This is a genomic window from uncultured Roseobacter sp. (genome assembly GCF_947495275.1).
GTDB lineage: Bacteria > Pseudomonadota > Alphaproteobacteria > Rhodobacterales > Rhodobacteraceae > Roseobacter.
In genome coordinates this window covers 225,023-246,343 of record NZ_CANLYL010000001.1, presented here as the reverse complement: position 1 = coordinate 246,343, position 21,321 = coordinate 225,023, and the positions used below count along the sequence as shown (strand labels likewise).

Here is a 21,321-nt window from a genome sequence, read left to right as displayed (position 1 = left end):
GTTCTCCCGGTTATCCGCGTTTCAAAAACAGGTCTTCGATTTCTCGGTTCCCCATAATCCCGCCCGGACGTAGGGTCATTGTCAACACGATGACCGATCCCAGGGCAATGCCGGAGAGGCCCAGAACTTCGGGCAGGTCGATCCCAAGGACCTCCGGCCCGGTTTCCAGCCAGCGCACCCATTCCAACCCGAATGAAATTACGAAGGTGCCCAGAACCGCCCCGGTGACAGAACGCATGCCGCCCAAGATCAACATGGCGAGGGTCAGGAAGACATGGTTGAAATAGAAGGGGCGTGCGCTGATTGTGCCCAGAAAATACGCATAAGAAATACCAGCGACCGCCAGAAGTACGCCACTCAAGACCCAGGCGATCAGGCGCAGGCGGTAGATGTTGACACCCATGGCCACGGCACCGACTTCGTCATCGGCACTGGCGCGTAGCTGAATGCCCCAGCGGCTTTCCCGAAACCCGCGTGCGATGAACACGACCAGAACCGATACGATGAGGATGGACGTCAGCGAGAAGATTTGTGGAATGCCGAAAAAGGCCTGATTTCCCTTAAAGATGTCGGTTCGGTACAGGAATATCGAGTGCACGATGACTAGGACGGCAAGTGACAGAATGGTGGCACCGATGCCGGTCATCCGTACGATAAAGAGACCGATCAGGAAGGCGATGATACCGGTAATAAGAAGGGCGATGAGCGCAGAGGTGATGGGATCAAGGGTAAAGGCACTCAGACCCCAGGGTGCATCAGGCAGTGAGATCGCCTTGATGTTCGTTGGAGTCACACAGATGGCCGCAGCATAGGCGCCGATCCCCATGAAGGCGCTGTGGCTGAGGTTGGTGATCCGTGCATTGCCCATGAAGACCTGAAGGCCCAGAACCACCAGCAGGTTCACGTAGGCGCTGTAGACCAGCCGCACCTGATAGCGAGAGCCGAACCAGAGCGTGGACAATCCAACCGCGATCAGGATCAGGGCCAGTGCTGCGGCCCCCATCAAGCCCCGTTTTTGACTGGAGGACAGGCGCATCATAGCTTGTCTCCCTTTTCGACGGGCGGGCTGAGAATGCCGTCGGGGCGCCAGATCAGCACCATCGCGATCACCCCGAAGACCAACGCATCCTTCATGCCGCCGTATTCCTGAGGCAGAAGCACCAGCATGGCGACCTCAAGCGCGCCCAGAAGAAAGCCCCCGAGAACGGCCCCGGGGAGACTGCCGAAACCACCCACAACACAGGCCACAAAAGCCTTGAGCACCGGATTGAAACCTAAGTGAGGGTCAACCGAGCCACGGCGTGCCAGAATGAAGATGCAGGCAAGACCGGCGAGGACACCGGAGACCAGAAAGGCCATGGCAAAGACGCGGTTGGCGCGGATGCCCGTCAGGCGCACCATCTCAAAGTCAAGTGACGCCGCCCGCATCGCCAGCCCCAGCGTCGAGCGCCGCAGAAACAGGGTCAAGGCGATGATGACAATCACTGTGGTGGCGGCCTCGAAGAGTTGCAGAGACGACAGACGCAGACCCGCCACCTCGACCGGCCAATCCAGAAAATAGAGCGATGTCACGGCGACCGGGCGCGGAGAAACCGCGAGCAGAAAGATATTTTGCAAGATCATCGACACGCCAAAGGCCGTCAGCAGCCCGGTTGTGGGATCGGCATAACGCACAGGCCGGAAAGCCACGCGTTCGAGCGTGACAGAGACCAGCGCGGCCGCCAGAATGGCCCCTATTATCACGATCAGCGGATTGCCGATGGCCAGCGCTCCGAAGGCGACCATGGTATATCCACCAACGGCGATCAACTCGCCATGCGCAAAGTTTACCAACCCCATGATCGAGAAAACGATCGCGAGGCCAAGGGCGATCAGCGCATATTCGGCCCCAAAACTGAGCGCGTTCATGATCTGCTGTGCAACATATTCCATGGCTCAGCCCATCCCTGTCAGTTCGGCCATCAGCGCGCTGTTGGCTCCCAGCGTTTCCGCCGTGCCTTCGGTTGCGATCAGACCGTTATTCATCAGATAGGCATAATCGGCGAGGCGTAGGGCCTGGGTCGCGTTTTGTTCAACCAGCAGGATGGTCATGCCCTGCGCCTTCAATTCAGCGATCATCCGAAAAATCTGCGCCACGATCCTGGGCGCCAGGCCCAGGCTGGGTTCGTCGAGCAGCAGGATGCGCGGGCGCGCCATGAGCGCGCGTGCAATCGCCAGCATTTGCTGTTCTCCGCCCGAAAGCGTGCCTGCATTCTGCGTGCGCCGTTCGCCCAGAATCGGGAAGGTTTCCAGCCAATGTGCGATATCGCGCGTCTTCTCCCCCAGATCGGGTTGCATCGCCCCACCCAGCCGCAGATTTTCCTCCACCGAGAGGTTGGCAAACACGCGGCGTCCTTCGGGCGATACGGAAATGCCTGCGCGAATGCGGGCTTCTACTGGCAGGGCGGTGATGTCGAGGTCATCAAAACGCACGATCCCGGATGATCTGGCGACGCCGGTGATGGCAGAAATCGTCGAGGTTTTGCCCGCGCCATTGGGTCCCAGTAACGAGATGCATTTGCCCTGCGGAACGTTGAAGCTGATGCCGTGCACCGCTTCGATGGGCCCGTGAAAGACCTTCAGGTTATCTACTGCCAGCATGTTTGCCTCGGAAAGGACAGCGGGGCCATCAGGTGGCCCCACCGTTTGATAGTCAGATCAGTTCCAGTCGGAAGGCACGCCTTCTGGTATCTCGTTGGAGATCAGCACCCGTTTGCCACCCTCGTAGCCGATGACGGGAATCGTCCGCTGCGCATAGGTTTTGGTGTCCTTGAAGGAGATGCTGTCGACGGTCAGAACGGGGATGCTGTCGGCGTTGCGGATGGCTTCCGCAATCGCTTCCGGGTCTGCGCTTCCGGTCTGCTCAACCGCCCAGGCAACGGCTTTCACCGTGTCCGCGCCGGTGGCAGGGAAGAGGCCGGGTACGTCAATGCCAAGGGCTTTGCAGTCTGCCATGAACTGCACGACGGCACTATCTGCGTGACTGGGCGCCAAGGTGGCAAAGAATACCTTGTCCAGAAGACTCGGATCGTCACTGCCGATCGAATCCAGCGAGGGGTCATCAAAACCGTCCGATCCCACCACCCAGGCGTCGATACCGGCGCTGCGCAGTTGGCGGACCAACACGCCGATGTCGGGCATGATGGAGGAAATATAGACCGCATCGACCGACTCTCCCAACGCCTTGATTTCGGCAATCTGAGGCGACCAGTCGGATGTGCCGAAGCTGAAGTTCAGCTTGCTCAACACCTTACCGCCACCGGCTTCGATGACGTCACCGAACCACAGAGGAGTGCGCGCCGACCAAGACCCACCTTCGTCAGAGGTGAAAAGAACGACATTCTTAACTCCCTGCGCCAAAGCATGGTTGGCGGCTGCCGTGGCCGTAAACGGATCGGGTGAAACGCCGGTAAAGAAGTTGTCCACGATGCCCGCGTGCATCTCCACTTGCGTCGATTGTGGTTGGAAAATCGAGACACCATAGCCTTGCGCGACCTGTGCCACAGGGATCATCGTATCCGAAAAGGGGATCGTGCCGAGCATCACGGCCCCTTCATCGAGAAATTTCTGCGCAAGGGAAACGGCGGTCTGTGTGTCCGCGCCGCTATCTTGTGTCAGAACTTCGATCTTCTGGCCATTCACACCGCCATCGGCGTTGATCATTTCGGCCATGCAGCGCGCGCCCTGCCATTCGGAATATGGCGCGTAGTCGCCCGTCATCGGAACGCCAAGGCCGATCTTGATGGTGTCTTCTGCAAGGGCTGGTGCTGCCAGTGCCAGACATCCCAGGGCTGCTAATGTATATTTCATTTCAATCTCCTGTTGGGTTCGCTGCGCTATGCAGCATCTTCATGGTCTTCCCCCAGATATGCGTCGATCACCTGAGGGTTTTTGGTAATTTCGTCCGGGCTGCCGTCTGCGATGACGGCACCCATGTTCATCACGGTGACCTCATCGCAGAGCGACATGATGAATTTCAGATCATGATCGATCACCATGATGGCCGTATCGGATTGACCGCGTACCCAGGCGAGAGATCTGCCCAGGGCTTCGGTCTCTTTTTCGTTCATGCCCGCGGCAGGTTCATCCAGCATGAGAAGCTTTGGTCCGGTTGCCAGTGCCCGTACGATCTCCAGCCGCCGCTGGTGTCCGTAAGACAGCGATTGCGCAGGCTCAACCAGGCGCTCGGTCAGATCAAATTCGGAAATTGCAGCCTCAACCAAGGCGCGCGTATCGCGCCCCGCGCGCGCGGCTGTATAGCGACCAACATCAATATTTTGCGCAACAGATAGGTTTGGAAACACCCGCAGGTTCTGGAAAGTGCGCGAAATACCCAACCCGGCGCGTTGATCTGCCTTCTTGCCGTCAAGGGACCTGCCGTCCAAAGAAAGGCTGCCAGAATTGTGGGCCAATATCCCGGAAATCAAGTTGATCAAGGTAGTCTTGCCAGCGCCGTTCGGTCCGATCAAGCCTCGTACTTCGCGCGCTGCCATGTGCAGGCTCACGTCCCGCACGGCCTGCACACCGCCAAAGGTTTTGGAGAGCCCCTTTAACTCAAGCATTTGTATTTCCACCGATTTCGGCGAGCAGCTTTGCCGTTGTGACCTGTCGGCAATACCCCTTGATAGTGCGCAAGGAATTGTCATGACGTTCCTGGCTGTAGGTGAGACAGGCATCCGTCACCTCGGTAACAAGATAGCCCAGATCACAGGCATCCCGGACCGCGCTTTCCACACATTGGTCCGTCAGGAGCCCCGACATCACCACCTGTTTCACCCCAAGATTGCGCAGGATGTAGTCAATATGGGTGGAGACAAAAACCGATGAGGAGGATTTTGGCAGGACAATCTCATCTCCCTGCGGGGCGATCTGGTCAATAACCTTACCGTCCCAGGAGCCCTTGGGCACATTGAAGCCGGTGATCTTGTAGTCGAGCGAGCGGTCACGCCCGTCGAGTGTCAGGCTTTCGATGGTGGTATAAATCACCTCGATGCCCGCAGTTCGGCACGCGGTCTGAATCACCTGCATGTTCGGAATGACACGGGTTTCCAGCTCCGAGAAGAACCACCCGTATTTTGTGTCGAATTCAGCTTTGGAAAGTCCCTTGAATTCCGCGCCCCCCGGATGGGCCGAGAAATTCTGGACATCAATGAAGAGCAGGGCGCTCTGGTCAGCAACAAGGGGGACATCGCGGGTCAGGGTCATCACTGGAGCTCCGGCAGTTTGAGAATGGCGCGGGATAAAATACCGGCCCAATGTGCCACATCCGACGGGGTCGCCAGCAGGTCATTGCGAACTTCGATCAGCGTATGTGCCAGACCCATCGGTTCCGCGTGGGCGGGGATAAACCAATCGGTCTCATCGTCTATCTGGTAAGGTTCATTCACTGCGAGAACCAGTGCCGCATCCTGATCTGCGACCGCCTGCATCAGACGCTGCGCTGTGGTGGTGTCGCGTCGGGACAGAAAACCGCAATGCCACGGTCGTGGCGGCCCACCCACCAAACGCGGCGTGAAGGAATGAACTGAAATGGCCAGCTTTCGGGGCGAGCGGGTCAATCCTTGTTCGATGGCCGTGTCAAATGGGGTGAATATTTCCGTGATGCGGGTGTCGTCGGGCAGGCCCAGGTTGCCCGGAATGACGATGCCGTCCTGTTGAGCGGGAACTGCTTCGGATGACTGTGGCGGGCGATTGCAGTCGATCACCAGACGGCTGTAGCGCTGCAATACCAGAGGGGCTTTCAAGTGCTCTGCAATCGCATGTGCCAGCGGTTCTGCTCCGATATCGGTGTACCGGTGGGGTTCCATCGCGGTACCGGTCAACCCCAGATCTCCCAGATCATGAGGAATGGCCGACCCGGCATGCTCGCAGACCAGAAAGAGCGGCGATCTGCTGGATGCGTTCACAAAGGTGACCGGTTCCGGGTCCTGATCTCCCAGCAACTTCTTCTGGCGCAATTCTGTTTTCATCACTCGGCAGCGACTCCCCAGCTTCAAGTAAAGGGATGAAAATTTTCAAAGTCAACATTCGTATCTTGACTGAAAAATATTTTTCATAAACTCTGAACCCGACTGAGAAAGTGGAATCTGTCATTGCAGGTCAGGAAAAGGATAGAAGCGGCCGCCTCGGATATGACGGCGAGCGAGCGCAAGCTGGCAGCAACGCTCTTGGCGGATTACCCTTTTGCCGGTCTTGCGTCGATCCAGGATCTGGGGCGCAAGGCAGAGGTTTCGGCCCCTTCTATCTCTCGATTTGTGGCCAAGATCGGATTGGGCGGATATCAGGAATTCCAGCGTGACCTGATTGCCGAGCTCAAGGAAGGTCAACAATCTCCGGTCGAAGTGCACCGCGCTGACCGGGCTGTAAACGGGGGGTATCTGAATGATTTCATTGCCCGCGCGGCGGATCAGATGCAGGTTGCCGGAGACGCGATCACGCAAGCGCAATTCGACCGTATCTGCCGCCTTCTGTCAGAACCGAAGCGCAAGATTTTTGTGATCGGCGGGCGCATCAGTGACACCATTGCAAAACACCTCTCCTTTCACTTGCGACAGGCCAGAACCGGCGTTTTTCATATTCCCGACAGCACCGAGGTCTGGCCCGAATATCTGCTCAGAATGAAGCAGGGCGATATTCTGTTCATGGTCGATTTCCGTAGGTATCAGGCCAATCTGGCGGTGTTGGCTGAAACCGCTTCGGCGACGGTGGGCGCGCGCATCATCCTGATGACTGACCGCTGGCTGTCACCCATTGCCAAACACGCATCCGAAATCCTGCCGGTACCGATCGAAAGTGGGACGCTTTGGGATACCTATTCACCCGCTTTGGCAGTCACGGAGGCCCTGGTGACCCGCATTGCCGAGGATAATTGGGACGAAACCCGCGACCGCATAAAGGCCTGGGATGCTTTGCGTCTCCCGCAACAGGACATGATCAAATGATGCCAATGCCGCTTATCTTTGCCGCAACCTGTGATCTGGCCGGAAAGGTGCGCGGCAAAGCCTTTCCGAGCGATCAGCTGGAAAAACGCCTGATCCGCGGCGTGGGATGGACGCCTACCAATGTCCAGATCACCTGCTTTGACACGATCGCCGAAAGCCCGTTCGGCGCTTTGGGGGATTTGCTTTTGATCCCGGATGCTGCCGCCGAGGCCAGGGTTTCATTTGACGAGGGCGTTCAGCAGCATTTCATTCTGGGCGATATCACCGACCTGGATGGCGCCCCATGGGATTTTTGCACGCGATCCTTGTTGAAATCCGCGTTGCAAAGACTGGAGCGGGTGGCGGGTGTCCGGCTCATTGCCGCTTTCGAGCACGAATTCCAACTGAAAGGCGCGGCATCGGTTCCCAACCAGGCCTACGGTCGGGAGGGATTCGAGGTGCAACGCCAGCTCTGCGAAATACTGATGGCGGCCCTGGCGGAGGTCGGGCTGTCGCCTGACAGCATCATGAAAGAATATGGGCCTGCGCAATACGAGGTGGTCATCGGGCCCGAAGTGGGGGTGCGTGCGGCAGACGCTGCCGTGATCGTGCGGGAATTGACCCGGTCTGCTGCGCGGTCCTTGGGCGAAGAAGCAACCTTTACGCCGATCCGGGATGTCGCAAGCGTCGGGAACGGCGTTCATGTGCATATGAGTTTTGAGGGTGCCGACGGTCAGCCCATGACCTATGACCCGACGGGCCCTTGCGGCATGTCGGAGCTGACAAGTGCTTTTGCCGCTGGTGTGTTGAAATACCTGGATCGCATTATCGCGATGACGGCCCCCTCGGTAATTTCTTATGAACGCCTGACGCCGCACCGCTGGTCGGCAGCCTACAACAATCTTGGGTTTCGAGATCGCGAAGCAAGCCTGCGGGTCTGTCCGGTGACAGCGAAGGATCCGGCATCCATCGCGCGCCAGTTTAACATCGAATACCGGGCGGCCGATGCTGCCTGTCCGCATCTGGCGCTTGCGGCAATCGTTCATGCCGGTGTGCAGGGGGTCGAGGAGGGGTTGAGCGCCCCGGAACCGACCGAGGAGGATCTGTCGCTATTGTCGCCTGCAGTTCTTGCGGAACGGGGGTTCGTCCGTTTGCCGGAGACGCTGTCAGCAGCACTCGATGTCCTGTGTGGAGATAAAACGGTCGCCCGCTGGTTTCCGAAGGCGTTTCTGCCGGTCTACCGCGCGCATAAACAGGCAGAAATCGACTATTTGAGTGAGGACAACATTGCGGCCAAATGTGCGGCATATGAGCAAACCTACTAAAGCTTTCCTGTGACGGCCGATCTTGTTTGCAGCCGGATCGATGAGAAACAAACGCAAGCGGCGCTTTCGATGCTGGCAAAAAGCGGCCTGGATATTTGCCCGTTCACCTGATCAGATTGGCGATTGATCCGTACTGTCGCGTATTGGTTGTGGTAAGTGACGGCGCGGCCTGAATCCTGGATACGCTGGTTCCTTCGTGCCTCGAAAAAATACCTCGATCTTCCGGTATTTTGATGCGTCAAACCGTCTGGAGCGCTGAAAGCAGGAACCGCGAGGGCGAATTGCAAGTCATTTCGTCGCCACTTTTTCGCCCGATACCCTAAAATTAATTTCTAAACAAAACGGCCGAGTTGATCCTTCGGCTTGTCCGCTACGTGCCCTATTTTCTTGAAAAATAGGGCTTCAAGCGATTCAATCATTAGTTGAAAAGTTAACAAAAATTAACCCAAAATACTGAAAAAGTGTTAATTTTCCGTATGTTGGTAACCATACTTCCCGCTTCAGTTTGCCTCATTTTCAACGTCCCATTAATACTAAATTAAGGAAAATTTTTCGTAAAATTCGGGTGAGGTGATGTTTGACTACTCCATAACTGAAATTGTCGATGTGGATTTCGGCCAGCCAATCGCAGAGCAGATTTGGCGGACGAAGTACCAATACAAAACTGCCTCGGGCGATGTTGACTTCTCCGTGCATGATACCTGGCGGCGTGTCGCACGCGGTTTGGCAAAGCTTGAAGACCCGGCGCGCCAAGAAGAGGTGGCCCGCGGCTTTTTTGAAGCCATGAAGGAGTTCAAACTCTTGCCTGCGGGGCGCATTCTGTCCGGCTGCGGCACCGCCCGAAACGTGACGCTGTCAAATACCTTTGTCATGCGAACCCTGCCGGATTCCGTTTCGGGGATCATGGACACGGTCAAAGAGGCAGCCTTGACCATGCAGATGGGCGGCGGCATTGGTTTCGATTTCTCGACAATTCGGCCAAAGGGGACCTTGGTTCGCGGGCTGGATTGTCCAGCTGCGGGACCGTTGGCTGCGATGGATATCTGCGATGCGGTTTGCAAGATGCTCGTGACCGGCATGGGACGTGGCGCCATGATGGCGACATTGCGCTGTGATCATCCGGATATCGAGGCCTTTATTGAGGCGAAGTCAGCGCCTGAGCGACTGCGTAATTTCAACATGTCCGTGATGATCACCGATGATTTCATGAAGGCTGTCGAGGCGAATGGCAGCTGGGATCTGATCTGGGACGGTGCCGTCACGCGGCGGCTTTCCGCGCGCGGGCTCTGGCAGGCGATCATGCGGCAGACCTATGCCGCGGCGGAGCCCGGTGTGCTGTTCATTGACAAGATAAACACCGAAAACCCCCTGAACTATGCCGAGGTGCTTTCAGCGACAAATTCCTGCGCCGAACAGCCTTTGCCGCCCAATGGGACGTGCCCTCTGGCATCCATCAATCTCGCGCGCCTTGTTGAGAACCCCTTTGAGGCTGGCGCCGAACTGAATCTGAATGAATTGCGCCGACTGGCGGGTGTTGCTGTGCGCATGCTCGACAACGTCATCGATGTGTCACGCTATGCAACACCCGCCCAGCTGTGCGAGGCCCGCGAAAAACGCCGCATCGGGCTGGGGGTGACTGGCGTTGGAGATGCTCTGGTCATGACCGGCGCGCGCTATGGCTCCCAAAAGGCGGTTGAGCTCCTGGACAACTGGATGCGTACGATCCAGAACGCGGCCTATCTGGCTTCCGCCCATCTGGCGAAAGAACGCGGGGCGTTTCCGCTTTACGACGCGACCAAACACCTCAAGCAACCCGCATGTTTGCGGCTTGATGCGGATGTGCAGCATGAAATCGGCAAATATGGCCTGCGCAACGGCGTCCTGACGACCATCGCGCCAACCGGCACCATTTCCATGTTTGCCGGGAATGTTTCCTCCGGCATCGAACCGATGTTTGCGACCTCTTACAAACGTATGGTGACCGGCCCGGACGGCACAAAGTCGCAAGAGGAGGTGGTGGACTACGCGGCCTGGCTCTATCGGCAACTCCATGGACCGGACGCTGCATTGAGTGAGGCCTTTGTCACGGCACTGGAATTGCATCCGAGTGATCACGTGCGCATGCAGGCGGCGGCCCAAAGATGGGTTGACAGTGGGATTTCAAAAACCGTGAATTGCCCGGAAGACATTGCCTTCGAGAAATTCGAGGATGTCTATCTGGAGGCCTACAGGTCGGGATGCAAGGGCTGCACGACCTATAGGCCCAACGCGGTTACGGGCTCGATTTTGGCCGCATGATCAAAAGCTGGGGGAGTTCTGGAATGTGGGGAGCGCGCCGTTTGTTGTCGTCTTTCTGGTCGGCTGGATCGGCCATCGGAAAGACGCCCTTTGCCACGGGTTCGGGTGGTGAGCGGGCGGTCTGGGTCGCAACGCATCTGCACCGCAAGGGCGGGCTTTACCGGGTGCTGGCACATGGCATCCTAGAGGCGGACCGCAGTGAGGTCGTCATCTACGATGATGTCGAAGGCACGATCTGGGTGCGTCCCAAGTCGGAATTCGAAGACGGCCGGTTTAGCGAACTGGCGGAACCTTCACCAGAAGCGGCGCGATCAATCTAATGCGCTGACCGCCGCCGTTGGTCCGTCAGGGGCACACCACCTCGATCAGTGAGGGGCCGTCGCTTTCCAGACCTGCTTGCAATGCGCGGATGAACCCCTCCATCTCACGAGTGCGGATGGCGGGAACGCCATGACCTTCGGCAAGGGACACCCAATCCAGCGTTGGATTTTCGACATCAAACATTGCCTGCGCATTCTGGCCATAAGAATCGACACCGACATTGATCAATTCGTCGCGCAGAATCTGATACCCACGGTTCGCAAAGACGATAACGGTCACATCAAGACCTTCGCGCGCCATCGTCCACAAGGATTGCAGCGTATACATGGCCGAGCCGTCCCCCGTAAGAGCGATCACCTTGCGATCGGGGCAGGCAATCGCAGCACCCGCGGCACAGGGCAAACAAAGCCCGATGGCGCCACCGGTGCCACTCAGCACGTCATGGGGTCGCGCGGTCGCCGTGGGCGGCATGACATGAAAGCCAGACGTCACGGATTCGTTGCAGATAATGGCGTTTTCCGGCATCAGCGCGGCAAGCGCCTGACCAACTTTCTGCAAGGTCAGCGCACCTGAGGGTTTATCCGGCAAATCGAGCGCGACGGTTTCGGGCTGCGTCCCGGTCGTCACGCCAACCGCATCTGCAAGGGCTTCCAAGGTCGCGGCAATATCCATGACCGGCGTGCAAAGCTCTGTAACGCTGCAACCTGGCGGTTCGGGCACGCTGGGCTTGCCCGGATAGGCGAAAAAGGCCACGGGGCGATCTGTGCCAACGAGAGTAATTGACGTCGTCTCGGTCAGCTGCGCGATTTTTGGATCAACGGGATAGACCAACTGATCAATCCGTGCGGTGCCAGCACCTTTCGATATCCGGGGGATCAAGGTATCGACCATCAGCCGGCACCCGGTTCTTGCGGCAATTTTCCCGGCGAGCTGACGCAATTCCCCAAAGAGCGCGCTGCCACCTATCATCAACGCGGCACCCTTGTTTCGCAACTGCGCGGCGGCGGCTTCAATCTCAGCGGTGCCGGGGGCAGGCAGCGGGGCCGGCGCGCGGCTGTCTGCGGTGCCCGAGGCTGCGTTCCACGCCGTATCAGCAGGCAGGATCAGTGTGGCGATCTGCCCGTTACACGCCCGTGCGGCCTGAATGGCGTCTGCCCCGTCGGAGGCCACGCTTGCTGCGTCCTGTGAAACCCTTGTCCAATGGCTGACCGTCTGACTGATCCCAACGATGTCGCCCTTAAGCGGGCTCTCAAAGCGCAGGTGATGCGTAGCGTGATCCCCAACGATATTGAGGACACCCGTGCTGGCCTTGCGGGCGTTGTGCAGATTGGCGAAAGCATTCCCAAAACCGGGCGCAAGATGAAGTAACGTTCCGGCCACGTCGCGTTTCATACGGAAATAGCCATCAGCGGCACCGGTGGTGCCCCCTTCAAAGAGGCACAACACGCAGTTCATTTCAGGGTGAGTGTCCAGTGCGGCAACGAAATGCATCTCGGAGGTGCCGGGATTGGCAAAAACCGTGTCCACGCCGTTCTTCAGCAGCGTTTTCACAAGGGAGTTGGCACCGTTCATCATCTCTCCGTTCCTGGTGTGCGGGGGCATCGGCGCAGGATGACATTCCGGGGCGTCAGGTACAATGCCGGGTGATGATGGATTGGGTCGGTCTAAGAACTCCCCTTATCGAGTGGGGCCGCAATGCTGATCCACCACGCGCTGCACCATGGGCGCGAAATGTGCAAAGGCGGGTGTTTCCATATCCGCGTGTTTTCCCGCGTCATCAAGATAGCGCACAGCAATGATCTCCCTCAGATTGGGGTTGGTCTCAAATGCGCTCACTTCCTGCGCTGACATCGGCCCGCCCTGCAGGTTGAGCGAGTGGACGGATGCCGCCGAGAGACGCGCGAAGTATTCTGATTTGGTCGCACACAGATAGCGTTTGGCGGCCACGTGAAACCGCACGCAATCGGTGACCAAAGTCGGAAAGAACGCTTGCAACACATCTGCACCCGCATCTTCGTGGTGGCGATCTTCGGTGTCTTCCATACTGAAAGTGCCAAACTCGCTGGTGAAATGCCCGATGTCATGCAGCAGGGCCGCCACGATGATGATCTCGTCCTGACCGCTGCGCTCCGCCAATGTCGCCCCCTGTAGCATATGCTCAGCCATTGTTACGGGCTCGCCAAGGTATTCCTCGCCGCCACGCCGCTCAAAGATGTCTTCGAGAAAGGCAACGATGTTGGCGGGCGTCAGATTGGTGACCGGATGTTCGCTCATTGCGCGGCCTCCGGATGCTGCGCCCGCAGGACCGCCAGCTTCGACAACAGCGCATCCTTGTCGGCATAACAGCCCTGTAACCACCTTGTGCCTGATCCTGAATATCCCTTGCGGGCGTGCAGCACCCGGGTGTTGTCGACCAGAAAACTGTCGCCGGGGTTCAGGCGAAAACTTACCTCCATTGCAGGATCGTCAATAATGTCGCCCATGCGCCGATAGGCTTGGTAATAAAGCGCCATCTCATCGAAGGGCACATCGGTGATTGCGGCGGCGGAGCGGTTGTTGAAGCGCACTGCAATCAGTTCGCCATCGGGGGCCAATTCGATCATCGGGCGCCGGGATTGCAGCAAAACGTCGTCTGCCCCGGCGTACTCGAACCGGGCACAGTGACGGCTCAGCACATCGAACCAGTCGGGGTTTTCCTCCTGCAATCTCCGGGCGACGGCAAACCCGTCCACAACCATGTTCTCACCGCCCGCCGCCGAGCTTTCTAGGCAGTAGAGGAGTTGAAGTGTCGGCACCGGGTCACGGTAGGGATTGTCCGTATGGGCCTGCAATCCCAGACCGGTGAAGGCAAGGTTCGTCGGGTTCACTTCGGTACGCACCTCAAAGTGGCGACCATAGTTGGTTTCGCGCACATGCCCGAACCAATCCACGATGCCCATGAGCGCCTGGTCGTGCACGGGCCCACCTGAGAGTTTGGCAAACCCGTAACGCGCAAACCGGGACAGCCATGCCCTGAGAGCACGGGGGCTGGAGGCCACATCACCATATTGCGCCGAAGGCACCGCATCCATCAGATGGTGATCCCAGGTCTCGATCCCCTCCGCGACCCAGCCCGCGCGTGCAGGCAGGGGGCGATCATAGGCGTTTTGCACCAGCCAATCGATGTCGTAAGTGATGGTTTTGTCTTCGGGCTGAAACCCTACGGTCAGCGTGTGGTCAGAGAGTGCCACCGCTCCGATACGCGTGTCCTGCGGGATGTCCTGCAGCGTAATCAGCCGTTGGCCATTTTGTAGTGACCGGGTTCCTGCGTCACTGGCGTTGTCCCTCAGCCAGATGGCATGAAACCGCAACCTTCCGGCGGTTGTTTCAACTTCGAGATGCTGGCCATCTTTGCTTACTGTGACGTCATTCATGGCGGTTGCCTTGCATTTTTGCCGGTTGTTCTGCTTGCAGTATTTCATGCCTCAGCCATAATGGCGATGTGGAAAAACTGACACCAAGGCTACGAAATTCTTATGAGTGAGTTTGCTCTGAATTCAGTACCCTTGGAGTGGATACGCGGTTTTGAAGCAGCCGGTCGTTTGGGCAGTTTCACAGCCGCAGCCTCGGAGCTGAAGGTGACCCAAGCTGCGGTTAGCCAGCGCATCACGAACCTTGAAGGACGCATTGGTCGGCCGTTGTTCTTGCGCGGCGCGCGCGGCATCACGCTGACTGTGGATGGTGAGGCCTGGCTGCCCTATGTCTCGGCGGCCATGCGTAATCTCAACGAGAGCTTCGAAGAGATTTTTGGCAGCCAACGCGAGAAATTGACGATCTCGGCAAGCGCGTCGGTCATCGAACTATGGCTCGCGCCGCGATTGCGCAACATACTCGGAGGTGACAGGGCGCAGATCGTTTTTTCCACGCGGGTTCTGCAACCGCAGCCACAGCAGCTCGATGCGATGATCCGGGTTGAATACGGGACCGGCGATTGGGCCGCGGGTCGCAAGGAAAAGCTATTTGCAGAGCGGCTCAGCCCGGTTGCTGCGCCAAAACTGATTGCGCAAGCCCGTGATTGGCGCAGCCTGCCGCGCATCGCAGTGTCGGGCCCTCGCGCCGGATGGCAGGAATGGGCGCGGTTTGCGGGAGATCCGACAACGCCGGTGCCAAGGATGCGGTTTGACAGCTTTGCAGCAGCGCTTGCGGCTGCGCTGGCGGGGCAGGGGGTTTTGTTGGCATCGCTGCCGCTTTGTACCGGGCCGCTGGGCGCGGGAGAGTTGGTGCGCTTGTCCAAGGCGCAGTTGGAGACGCCGGAGACCTATTGGATGATCGCAGATACTGACCAGATCACGCCTTCCGCCTGGCGTCGCATGCATGCGCAGTTCACAGGTGCACCTTCGCCAACCTGAACAGAGCGACGACCTGTGCCAAGGCTTGCAACCGCAAGCCGCCAAGGTGACGTTTTGCTAATTCGACGTAGGATTGCCACGCGCCAGCCCATCAGCACCGGTACCGCGCAACACCGAACAGTTGGGGTAGCCATAGCCCCAACGCCAACTCAAGCCCGAACAGGGACCGCCGCCCGCGCGCACAGCGTAATACATGGCTTCGGCGATGCTGGTATAGGCCAGTCGCACGGTCTCGGGGCTACCGTCTTCAAGCTCTTGCTGGGCCTTGACCGCACGTTTGCCCCGCGCCAGAACGCAGGCTTTCAATGCCTTGTCTGCGCGCAATCGGGCTTGGTAGCTCTTCACCGCATTTCGGGCGCCGCCTGCGTTATGATAGCGACGATCATGGGTGACACAGCAGGCTTCCCACGGGGGTTTTGATCCGTAGGTATTTGCCAGTTCCGGGAACTGCCGGGAAGCTGCGCGCCAGATGTCCGACATGCCACCGCTGCAGCCATCGGTGGTAAAACCCGTCACTTTCGCCTCGATGCTTTGCGCCACCAGTGCCCTGTGAGCAGGCAGTTCGGTGAACCGGCCGAAACCGGTCACTTCCTGAGCGTGAACCGGACCGGCGATCAAAAGGATCGCAATGGCAAAAAACGCTTTACGGCCGATCATTTGCCGCCTCGTCTTCATCGAAGGTCAACCCGAAACGGTCCGCGAACAGGATGAACAAGCGCTCGGATGTCGTCAGGTCGGATCTTGCCTCCATCACCTGCCTTGCCAGGGCCGGTTCATCGGTGATGATGCCGTCCACGCCCATCGACATTAGGGCGGACATGGTCAACGGCTCATTCACGGTCCAGACGTACAGCTTCTTTCCCTGATTACGGGCGCTGCGGACCAGATGAGGGCCGGCCATGGAGGTGCTGACGGCGATGAAATCCGCGTCCAGAGCAGCCAGATTTCCAAGCGCCGTCGCGGCCAGAACACCGGCAGACCACTCCGGGCGCAACGCCTTCATTTTTTGTACGGCGGGGTATTTGAGGGACATGGTTGCCACCTGATCCGACATGCCTGCCGCTTCGACAATTGCTGCGGTGCGGGCTTCCAGGTCTTCGTCATGGCCGTAGTACTTCAGCTCGATCAGCAGCTTCGATTTGTCGCGTGTAATCTCCAGCACCTCGGCAAGTGACGGGATGCGCTCGGACGCATAGGTCGGATCAAACCAGCTGCCGATATCGAGATCGGCCAGATCCTTTGCAGTGGCCTCCCAGATTTTCAGATCAACCCCGGACAGTTTCATGAAATCGCTGTCGTGCATGACAACGACCTCACCCTCCGCCGTTTCCTGGACATCAATTTCTACCCAATCGGCCCCGTCCTCGACGGCTTTGCGGATCGAGGCGAGCGTGTTTTCAGGGCGCACACCCGCAGCCCCCCGATGGGCGATGATTTCTATGGTTTCCGCACTTTGCACGCGGTTGATGAGCACACCACCGCCCACGATCCCAAATAGTGCGAGGGCGATGGCGCCCAAGAGCATCCACCGCGGTCTCAAAAAACTGGCTGCGGCGGGTACATCCAGTGGTTTGACCGGGTGGTCATCGTCATGAAGCCTGTAGAGCAGTCGGGCCAAAGCACCCAATGCGATGGCGCTCAGGATCATACCGCAGACCGTCCAGGCCGCAGCAAGGCACATGGCAAAGGTCAGTTTGGTGCGCAAGGCCGCGCCGAACCCATCTGCCGCATGACGGATCAGCCACCCGAAAACCAATGCCAGAACAAAGGCCAAGACGGTGCGGATGCCCAACCAGATCAACAGGCCGCGCAGAAGACGCCAGCGTTGACCCGCCATGGTCTCGGCGCTCCGCGCAAAGCAGTCGCGTGGGTGGATGTCGTCAAAGAGCACCAGATGAAGCGCCACAGCCCAGAGCAGCAGGCGTTGCAACAGAATCACCAGCATCACGCCCATAAGCACTGCGATCATCGCCAACCCGCTCAAAAATTCCGGCGGCCGGGCGGTCAGATAGTAGTTGATGTCGTAATCACCGAAGTAGCGCCCGGCGATAAACGCAGCCGCCAGCGCAAAAGGCGCCGTGATCAGCAAGATGCGCAAAACAAAACGGACGGCAAAATTTGCAAGTAGGTAGAACCGCTCGCCCAGCAGCATCATTGTTGCGTGCAAGGCTTCGAAGCTATTTTGGCTTTGACTTTGGAATGAAACCGTCATCGCCGCGAGGCCGATGATCGACGCCAGCAGAATGATCGCCGAAATCCCGAGGAAGATCGGAAACCCCATGGGCGAAAAGAAGAACTGGGCGATGGCCTGATCTGTGAGAGCAGCCTGACCCGATATGGAGATTGCCAGAGTGACGATCAGGGTGGTCAGAGGCAGCATCACCGCAATGCTCAGTAGGCGTACGGCGATGAAAATAGGAACGACAATCCCGCGACGGGCCCAGGTGTCTTGATAGGCTTGCAGTACGGTCATGATTACAGGGGCTGCCCGGTTTTGATACGTGTCGTGGCTGGCAAGTTATGAATGCCGTCTGGACTGACCCTAAACGCTGCGCCGATCCGCGTCATGTGTTTTTCAGGAACCCGATGCGAAGAGGCTGCTTGCCCCCCCATAGATCAGACGAAGGGCGAGAACCGTCAGGATGATGCTCAATATCCGTTTGAAAACAACTTCATTGCTGCGCAGCAGTACAAGCCGCCCCGCCATGGCGCCCAGAAACCCGCAGAGGATGAGGAGGGTAATCAGCCCCGCCCATTGAGAAAAGGCAAATCCAAGCAGTCCGAAGGTGAAGGTTTTCAGCAGATGTTGAATGGTCATGAACGTGGCCTGAGTTGCGACATGGCTGACCCGGTTCAATTCCAATGATTTTACATAGGCGGCCACGAAAGGCCCGGTTGCTCCAAAGAACATTGTCAGAAAGCTGGAGATCACACCGGTGATGCCAGCTGATTTGCGCATCAGCGCAGGGGGCTTGAAGAGAACGGACCAGAGAATAAAGAGACCAACGGCGATTTGCAGAACGCCCGCATCGAGTTGCACGACAAAGAGGCCCCCCAGAACGATCCCGATCAAGGATCCGACAACAAAGGGCATCATCACGGCGGTGTAGATTTCGCGCCGAAAGAGGAAACAGCGCCCGGCGTTGGATCCCACCTGCACCAACCCATGAACGGGTATGACGGCCGCCGCTGGTAGTAGGGAAGCCAGCATTGCCAGCATCAACACGCCCCCACCGATCCCGAAGCCGGCAGTGATCAACGATGCGAGAAAGCTCATTCCCATCAGAGCCAGGGCGACGGGCCAACCGAGACCTGCGTTTAACACCTCCGCGATCATAGGACGGTTCGCTGCGGGATGTGGGAGTATTTAGTCATGGCACCGGGCCTATCATTGGATGGGGCGTCGACCGGGGGCGAGGCCCCCAGAGCGGTTAAACAACAGCCACAGAGATGCTGCCCAGACCTTCGATGAAAACCTCCATGGTTTCTCCTTTAACGACAGGGCCGACGCCTGCGGGTGTGCCGGAGAGGATCACATCTCCTGCTGCGAGCTCGAAATATTGTGAGAGATAGGCAATCATTTCGGCGGTCTTCCAGATCATCTGGTTCAGATCGCCTTCCTGGCGGGATTCGCCATTCACGGTCAGGGTGATTGCCCCATGATCCAAATGCCCGGTTTGCGAAACGGGATGCACCTGGCCAACGGGGGCGGATCGTTCGAACGCCTTGCCAATCTCCCAGGGACGCCCGGCTTTTTTCATCTCTGCCTGAAGATCGCGGCGCGTCATATCCAAAGCGACCGCATACCCGAATACGTGGTCGAGCGCCGACTCTACGGGAATATTGGCACCGCCGGATGCCAACATGATTGCGAGTTCAGCTTCGTGATGGACGTCGGCTGAGTGAGGCGGGTAAGGAAAAATGCCGCTTGTATCGAGGTTGTCAGGGTTTTTCTGAAAGAAAAACGGTGCTTCACGATCCGGGTCATGCCCCATTTCGATCGCATGTGCGGCATAATTTCGACCGATACAGTAAACTCTGCGCACCGGGAAACGCGCCTCCGATCCGACCACGGGCAAAGCGACAACCGGTGGCGTTTCAATCACGAAATCTAGCATGTGTCTCCCCGAGGAACTGGCGTTTCGTCAGGACCATAGCGCTTTGCCATTCAACCGCAATGGTCTGACTCTCTTCAGCGTTGGTACCGGGGTTTGGAGGGTGCAGTCCTTTTGCGAGGGCGGACAAATTGCGTTGCAGTCTGAAAGGCTGATACGCCAAGCTGCTTAAATTGCCTTCAAACAAGAGCTTGTGATCAATTAGTTGATTGACAGCACCGAGCACTTGAGAGTTCATGCCGCCATGCACGACAAATCCAAAACCGGTGCTGCCCGGCAGTTTCTGCCCCACCGGATCAAGCGTTTCGTGGCATCAGCATTCAGATGAACCAGATTGCGGGTTGCACCTGGCTCGGTTGCTGGAAAATTCAAGAGGGGAAGGGTCATGCGCAAGACGGTGCACTCATTGATTTCTGATCACGACAGGACCAGGTTGGCCATCGGGGCGCCGGATCGCGCCTGGATGACCTATGGTTGCCTGCGCGATCTGTCGTCGGAAGTGGCAACATCGCTCAACGGGATGGGGATTGCTAAGGCGGACCGTGTCGCCATCGTGCTGCCCAATGGCCCGGAGATGGCCGCCGCTTTTGTCACCGTCGCTCAGGTTGCGACAACCGCGCCGTTGAACCCGGCCTACAGAGAAGAAGAGTATGAATTCTATCTCGGTGATCTAGGCGCAAAAGCCATCATCGTAACAGAGGAGTATTCCGGTGCGGCATTGGTTGTTGCACAGAAACTGGGCATGATCATCATCCGCTTGCGGGTACCTGTTGGCGCTCCGGCTGGATACTTCAATCTGAGCTCTGAAAGCGCTGGAATAGCAGAGAAAAAAGAAATCCAGCACGATGATGTGGCGTTGATCTTGCACACGTCCGGGACAACCTCGCGGCCCAAGATCGTGCCGTTGTTGCAAGCCAATGTTGCCGCCTCTGCGGATCATGTCCGGATGTCGCTTAACCTCGCGGCGACGGATCGCTGCCTGAATGTGATGCCCTTGTTCCATATTCATGGACTGATCGCGGCGGTATTGGCCTCGCTTGCGGCGGGCGCCTCGGTCTGGTGCGCACCGGGCTTCGATGCGTTGCGATTTTTCGGTTGGATGAAATCGGCGCAACCAACCTGGTATACCGCCGTGCCCACGATGCATCAGGCAATCCTTGCGCGCGCCGGTCGGAATGAAGATGTGATCAGGCAGACAAGCTTGCGGTTTCTGCGATCCTCGTCAGCCTCCTTGCCAGCACAGGTCATGCTGGCGCTCAATGAAACTTTCAATGCGCCGGTCATCGAAGGCTATGGCATGACCGAAGCCGCCCACCAGATGGCCTCCAACCCGCTGGACCCGGGTGCCCAAAAACCCGGGGCGGTTGGTGTTGAGGCGGGACCTATGGTGCGCATCGCTCATGAGGTGGAAAACCATTTAATCGACGGCACGGGTGAGGTGGTCATTTCCGGCCCCAATGTCACACCCGGTTACGAAGGCAACCCCGAAGCCAATGAAAAGAGCTTCTTTCAAGCTGAAGGACATCGGTGGTTTCGCACCGGCGACCAGGGGGCTTTTGACGAGGATGGATATCTCGTTTTGACCGGTCGCCTGAAGGAGATCATCAATCGGGGCGGCGAAAAGATCAGCCCGCTGGAAGTGGACGGTGTGTTGTTGGATCATCCAGCCATTGCACAGGTGGTCACCTTTGCATTGCCCCATCCGAAACTGGGGGAAGATGTCGCGGCGGCCGTCGTTCTGCACGAAGGACAGACAGCCAGCGAACAGGACATCCGCAATTTTGCGGCAAAACGTATCGCGGATTTCAAGGTTCCCCGAAAGGTGATTGTCATGGAGGAAATTCCAAAAGGGGCGACCGGCAAGATGCAACGTATCGGTCTTGCGGAAAAACTGGGATTGGTGGCGCAGGCGTAA

Annotated in this window: 21 protein-coding genes; 6 read left to right on the top strand and 15 right to left on the bottom strand. The window is 58.0% G+C overall.

The features are described from left to right. Positions 1-10 precede the first annotated feature (10 nt). Genes Q0802_RS01135 through Q0802_RS01105 form a run of 7 tightly spaced genes read right to left on the bottom strand, consistent with a single transcriptional unit; the run spans position 11 to position 6,008 of the window. Positions 11-1,039: a branched-chain amino acid ABC transporter permease gene (locus tag Q0802_RS01135; RefSeq protein ID WP_298912344.1), complete on the bottom strand. Its 1,029-nt coding sequence runs from the start codon at positions 1,037-1,039 to the stop codon at positions 11-13. Next, a complete protein-coding gene (locus Q0802_RS01130) occupies positions 1,036-1,932 on the bottom strand; it encodes a branched-chain amino acid ABC transporter permease (RefSeq protein WP_298912339.1) in 897 nt (298 codons plus the stop codon). The genes Q0802_RS01135 and Q0802_RS01130 overlap by 4 nt, the downstream gene beginning before the upstream one ends. A gap of 3 nt (positions 1,933-1,935) precedes the next feature. Then, positions 1,936-2,640 (bottom strand): ABC transporter ATP-binding protein, encoded by a 705-nt coding sequence (locus tag Q0802_RS01125; RefSeq protein ID WP_298912336.1) that lies wholly within the window; start codon positions 2,638-2,640, stop codon positions 1,936-1,938. A 57-nt stretch (positions 2,641-2,697) separates the two neighbouring features. After that, positions 2,698-3,849 (bottom strand): ABC transporter substrate-binding protein, encoded by a 1,152-nt coding sequence (locus Q0802_RS01120; RefSeq protein ID WP_298912333.1) that lies wholly within the window; start codon positions 3,847-3,849, stop codon positions 2,698-2,700. A gap of 26 nt (positions 3,850-3,875) precedes the next feature. Continuing rightward, positions 3,876-4,601 carry an ABC transporter ATP-binding protein gene (locus Q0802_RS01115; RefSeq protein WP_298912331.1) on the bottom strand — a complete coding sequence of 242 codons (726 nt, stop codon included), beginning with the start codon at positions 4,599-4,601 and terminating at the stop codon, positions 3,876-3,878. Then, positions 4,594-5,244 (bottom strand): isochorismatase family cysteine hydrolase, encoded by a 651-nt coding sequence (locus Q0802_RS01110; RefSeq protein ID WP_298912328.1) that lies wholly within the window; start codon positions 5,242-5,244, stop codon positions 4,594-4,596. Before Q0802_RS01110 ends, Q0802_RS01115 begins: the two co-directional genes overlap by 8 nt. Next, a complete protein-coding gene (locus Q0802_RS01105; protein WP_298913523.1) occupies positions 5,244-6,008 on the bottom strand; it encodes an N-formylglutamate amidohydrolase in 765 nt (254 codons plus the stop codon). Before Q0802_RS01105 ends, Q0802_RS01110 begins: the two co-directional genes overlap by 1 nt. A 123-nt stretch (positions 6,009-6,131) precedes the next feature. Between Q0802_RS01105 and Q0802_RS01100 the strand changes: the two genes are divergently transcribed. The 4 genes from Q0802_RS01100 to Q0802_RS01085 all read left to right on the top strand — a co-directional run bounded on the left by Q0802_RS01100 (position 6,132) and on the right by Q0802_RS01085 (position 10,902). Continuing rightward, positions 6,132-6,980, top strand: a complete 849-nt coding sequence (locus Q0802_RS01100) for a MurR/RpiR family transcriptional regulator (protein WP_298912326.1) — start codon at positions 6,132-6,134, stop codon at positions 6,978-6,980. Next, on the top strand, positions 6,977-8,284 hold the full coding sequence (locus tag Q0802_RS01095; protein ID WP_298912323.1) for a glutamine synthetase family protein: 1,308 nt from the start codon (positions 6,977-6,979) through the stop codon (positions 8,282-8,284). The genes Q0802_RS01100 and Q0802_RS01095 overlap by 4 nt, the downstream gene beginning before the upstream one ends. A 573-nt stretch (positions 8,285-8,857) precedes the next feature. Further along, positions 8,858-10,582 carry an adenosylcobalamin-dependent ribonucleoside-diphosphate reductase gene (locus tag Q0802_RS01090; protein ID WP_298912320.1) on the top strand — a complete coding sequence of 575 codons (1,725 nt, stop codon included), beginning with the start codon at positions 8,858-8,860 and terminating at the stop codon, positions 10,580-10,582. 23 nt (positions 10,583-10,605) lie between these two features. Beyond that, positions 10,606-10,902 carry a DUF1653 domain-containing protein gene (locus tag Q0802_RS01085; RefSeq protein WP_298912317.1) on the top strand — a complete coding sequence of 99 codons (297 nt, stop codon included), beginning with the start codon at positions 10,606-10,608 and terminating at the stop codon, positions 10,900-10,902. Positions 10,903-10,927: 25 nt separating this feature from the next. On the opposite strand, the gene Q0802_RS01080 is transcribed toward Q0802_RS01085, so the two are convergent. The 3 genes from Q0802_RS01080 to Q0802_RS01070 all read right to left on the bottom strand — a co-directional run bounded on the left by Q0802_RS01080 (position 10,928) and on the right by Q0802_RS01070 (position 14,316). Further along, entirely contained in the window at positions 10,928-12,478 is a 1,551-nt protein-coding gene (locus Q0802_RS01080; protein WP_298912314.1) for an acetolactate synthase large subunit, read from the bottom strand. A gap of 102 nt (positions 12,479-12,580) precedes the next feature. After that, positions 12,581-13,177 carry an HD domain-containing protein gene (locus Q0802_RS01075; protein WP_298912312.1) on the bottom strand — a complete coding sequence of 199 codons (597 nt, stop codon included), beginning with the start codon at positions 13,175-13,177 and terminating at the stop codon, positions 12,581-12,583. Then, a complete protein-coding gene (locus Q0802_RS01070; RefSeq protein ID WP_298912309.1) occupies positions 13,174-14,316 on the bottom strand; it encodes a TauD/TfdA family dioxygenase in 1,143 nt (380 codons plus the stop codon). The genes Q0802_RS01075 and Q0802_RS01070 overlap by 4 nt, the downstream gene beginning before the upstream one ends. A 102-nt stretch (positions 14,317-14,418) precedes the next feature. Here Q0802_RS01070 and Q0802_RS01065 point away from each other — a divergent pair, with 102 nt between their 5' ends. Then, positions 14,419-15,291, top strand: a complete 873-nt coding sequence (locus Q0802_RS01065; RefSeq protein WP_298912306.1) for a LysR family transcriptional regulator — start codon at positions 14,419-14,421, stop codon at positions 15,289-15,291. A gap of 57 nt (positions 15,292-15,348) precedes the next feature. Here Q0802_RS01065 and Q0802_RS01060 read toward each other — a convergent pair whose 3' ends face one another. From Q0802_RS01060 to Q0802_RS01040, 5 genes are all read right to left on the bottom strand, one after another. Beyond that, positions 15,349-15,948 (bottom strand): hypothetical protein, encoded by a 600-nt coding sequence (locus tag Q0802_RS01060; protein WP_298912303.1) that lies wholly within the window; start codon positions 15,946-15,948, stop codon positions 15,349-15,351. Continuing rightward, entirely contained in the window at positions 15,935-17,764 is a 1,830-nt protein-coding gene (locus Q0802_RS01055) for a glycerophosphodiester phosphodiesterase (protein ID WP_298912300.1), read from the bottom strand. The genes Q0802_RS01060 and Q0802_RS01055 overlap by 14 nt, the downstream gene beginning before the upstream one ends. A gap of 102 nt (positions 17,765-17,866) precedes the next feature. Next, positions 17,867-18,568 (bottom strand): sulfite exporter TauE/SafE family protein, encoded by a 702-nt coding sequence (locus Q0802_RS01050; RefSeq protein WP_298912298.1) that lies wholly within the window; start codon positions 18,566-18,568, stop codon positions 17,867-17,869. 154 nt (positions 18,569-18,722) lie between these two features. Further along, a complete protein-coding gene (locus tag Q0802_RS01045; protein WP_298912296.1) occupies positions 18,723-19,409 on the bottom strand; it encodes a fumarylacetoacetate hydrolase family protein in 687 nt (228 codons plus the stop codon). After that, positions 19,390-19,698, bottom strand: a complete 309-nt coding sequence (locus tag Q0802_RS01040; RefSeq protein WP_298912293.1) for a hypothetical protein — start codon at positions 19,696-19,698, stop codon at positions 19,390-19,392. The genes Q0802_RS01045 and Q0802_RS01040 overlap by 20 nt, the downstream gene beginning before the upstream one ends. A gap of 93 nt (positions 19,699-19,791) precedes the next feature. On the opposite strand from Q0802_RS01040, the gene Q0802_RS01035 reads away from it, so the two are divergent. Then, entirely contained in the window at positions 19,792-21,321 is a 1,530-nt protein-coding gene (locus tag Q0802_RS01035) for an acyl--CoA ligase (protein WP_298912290.1), read from the top strand.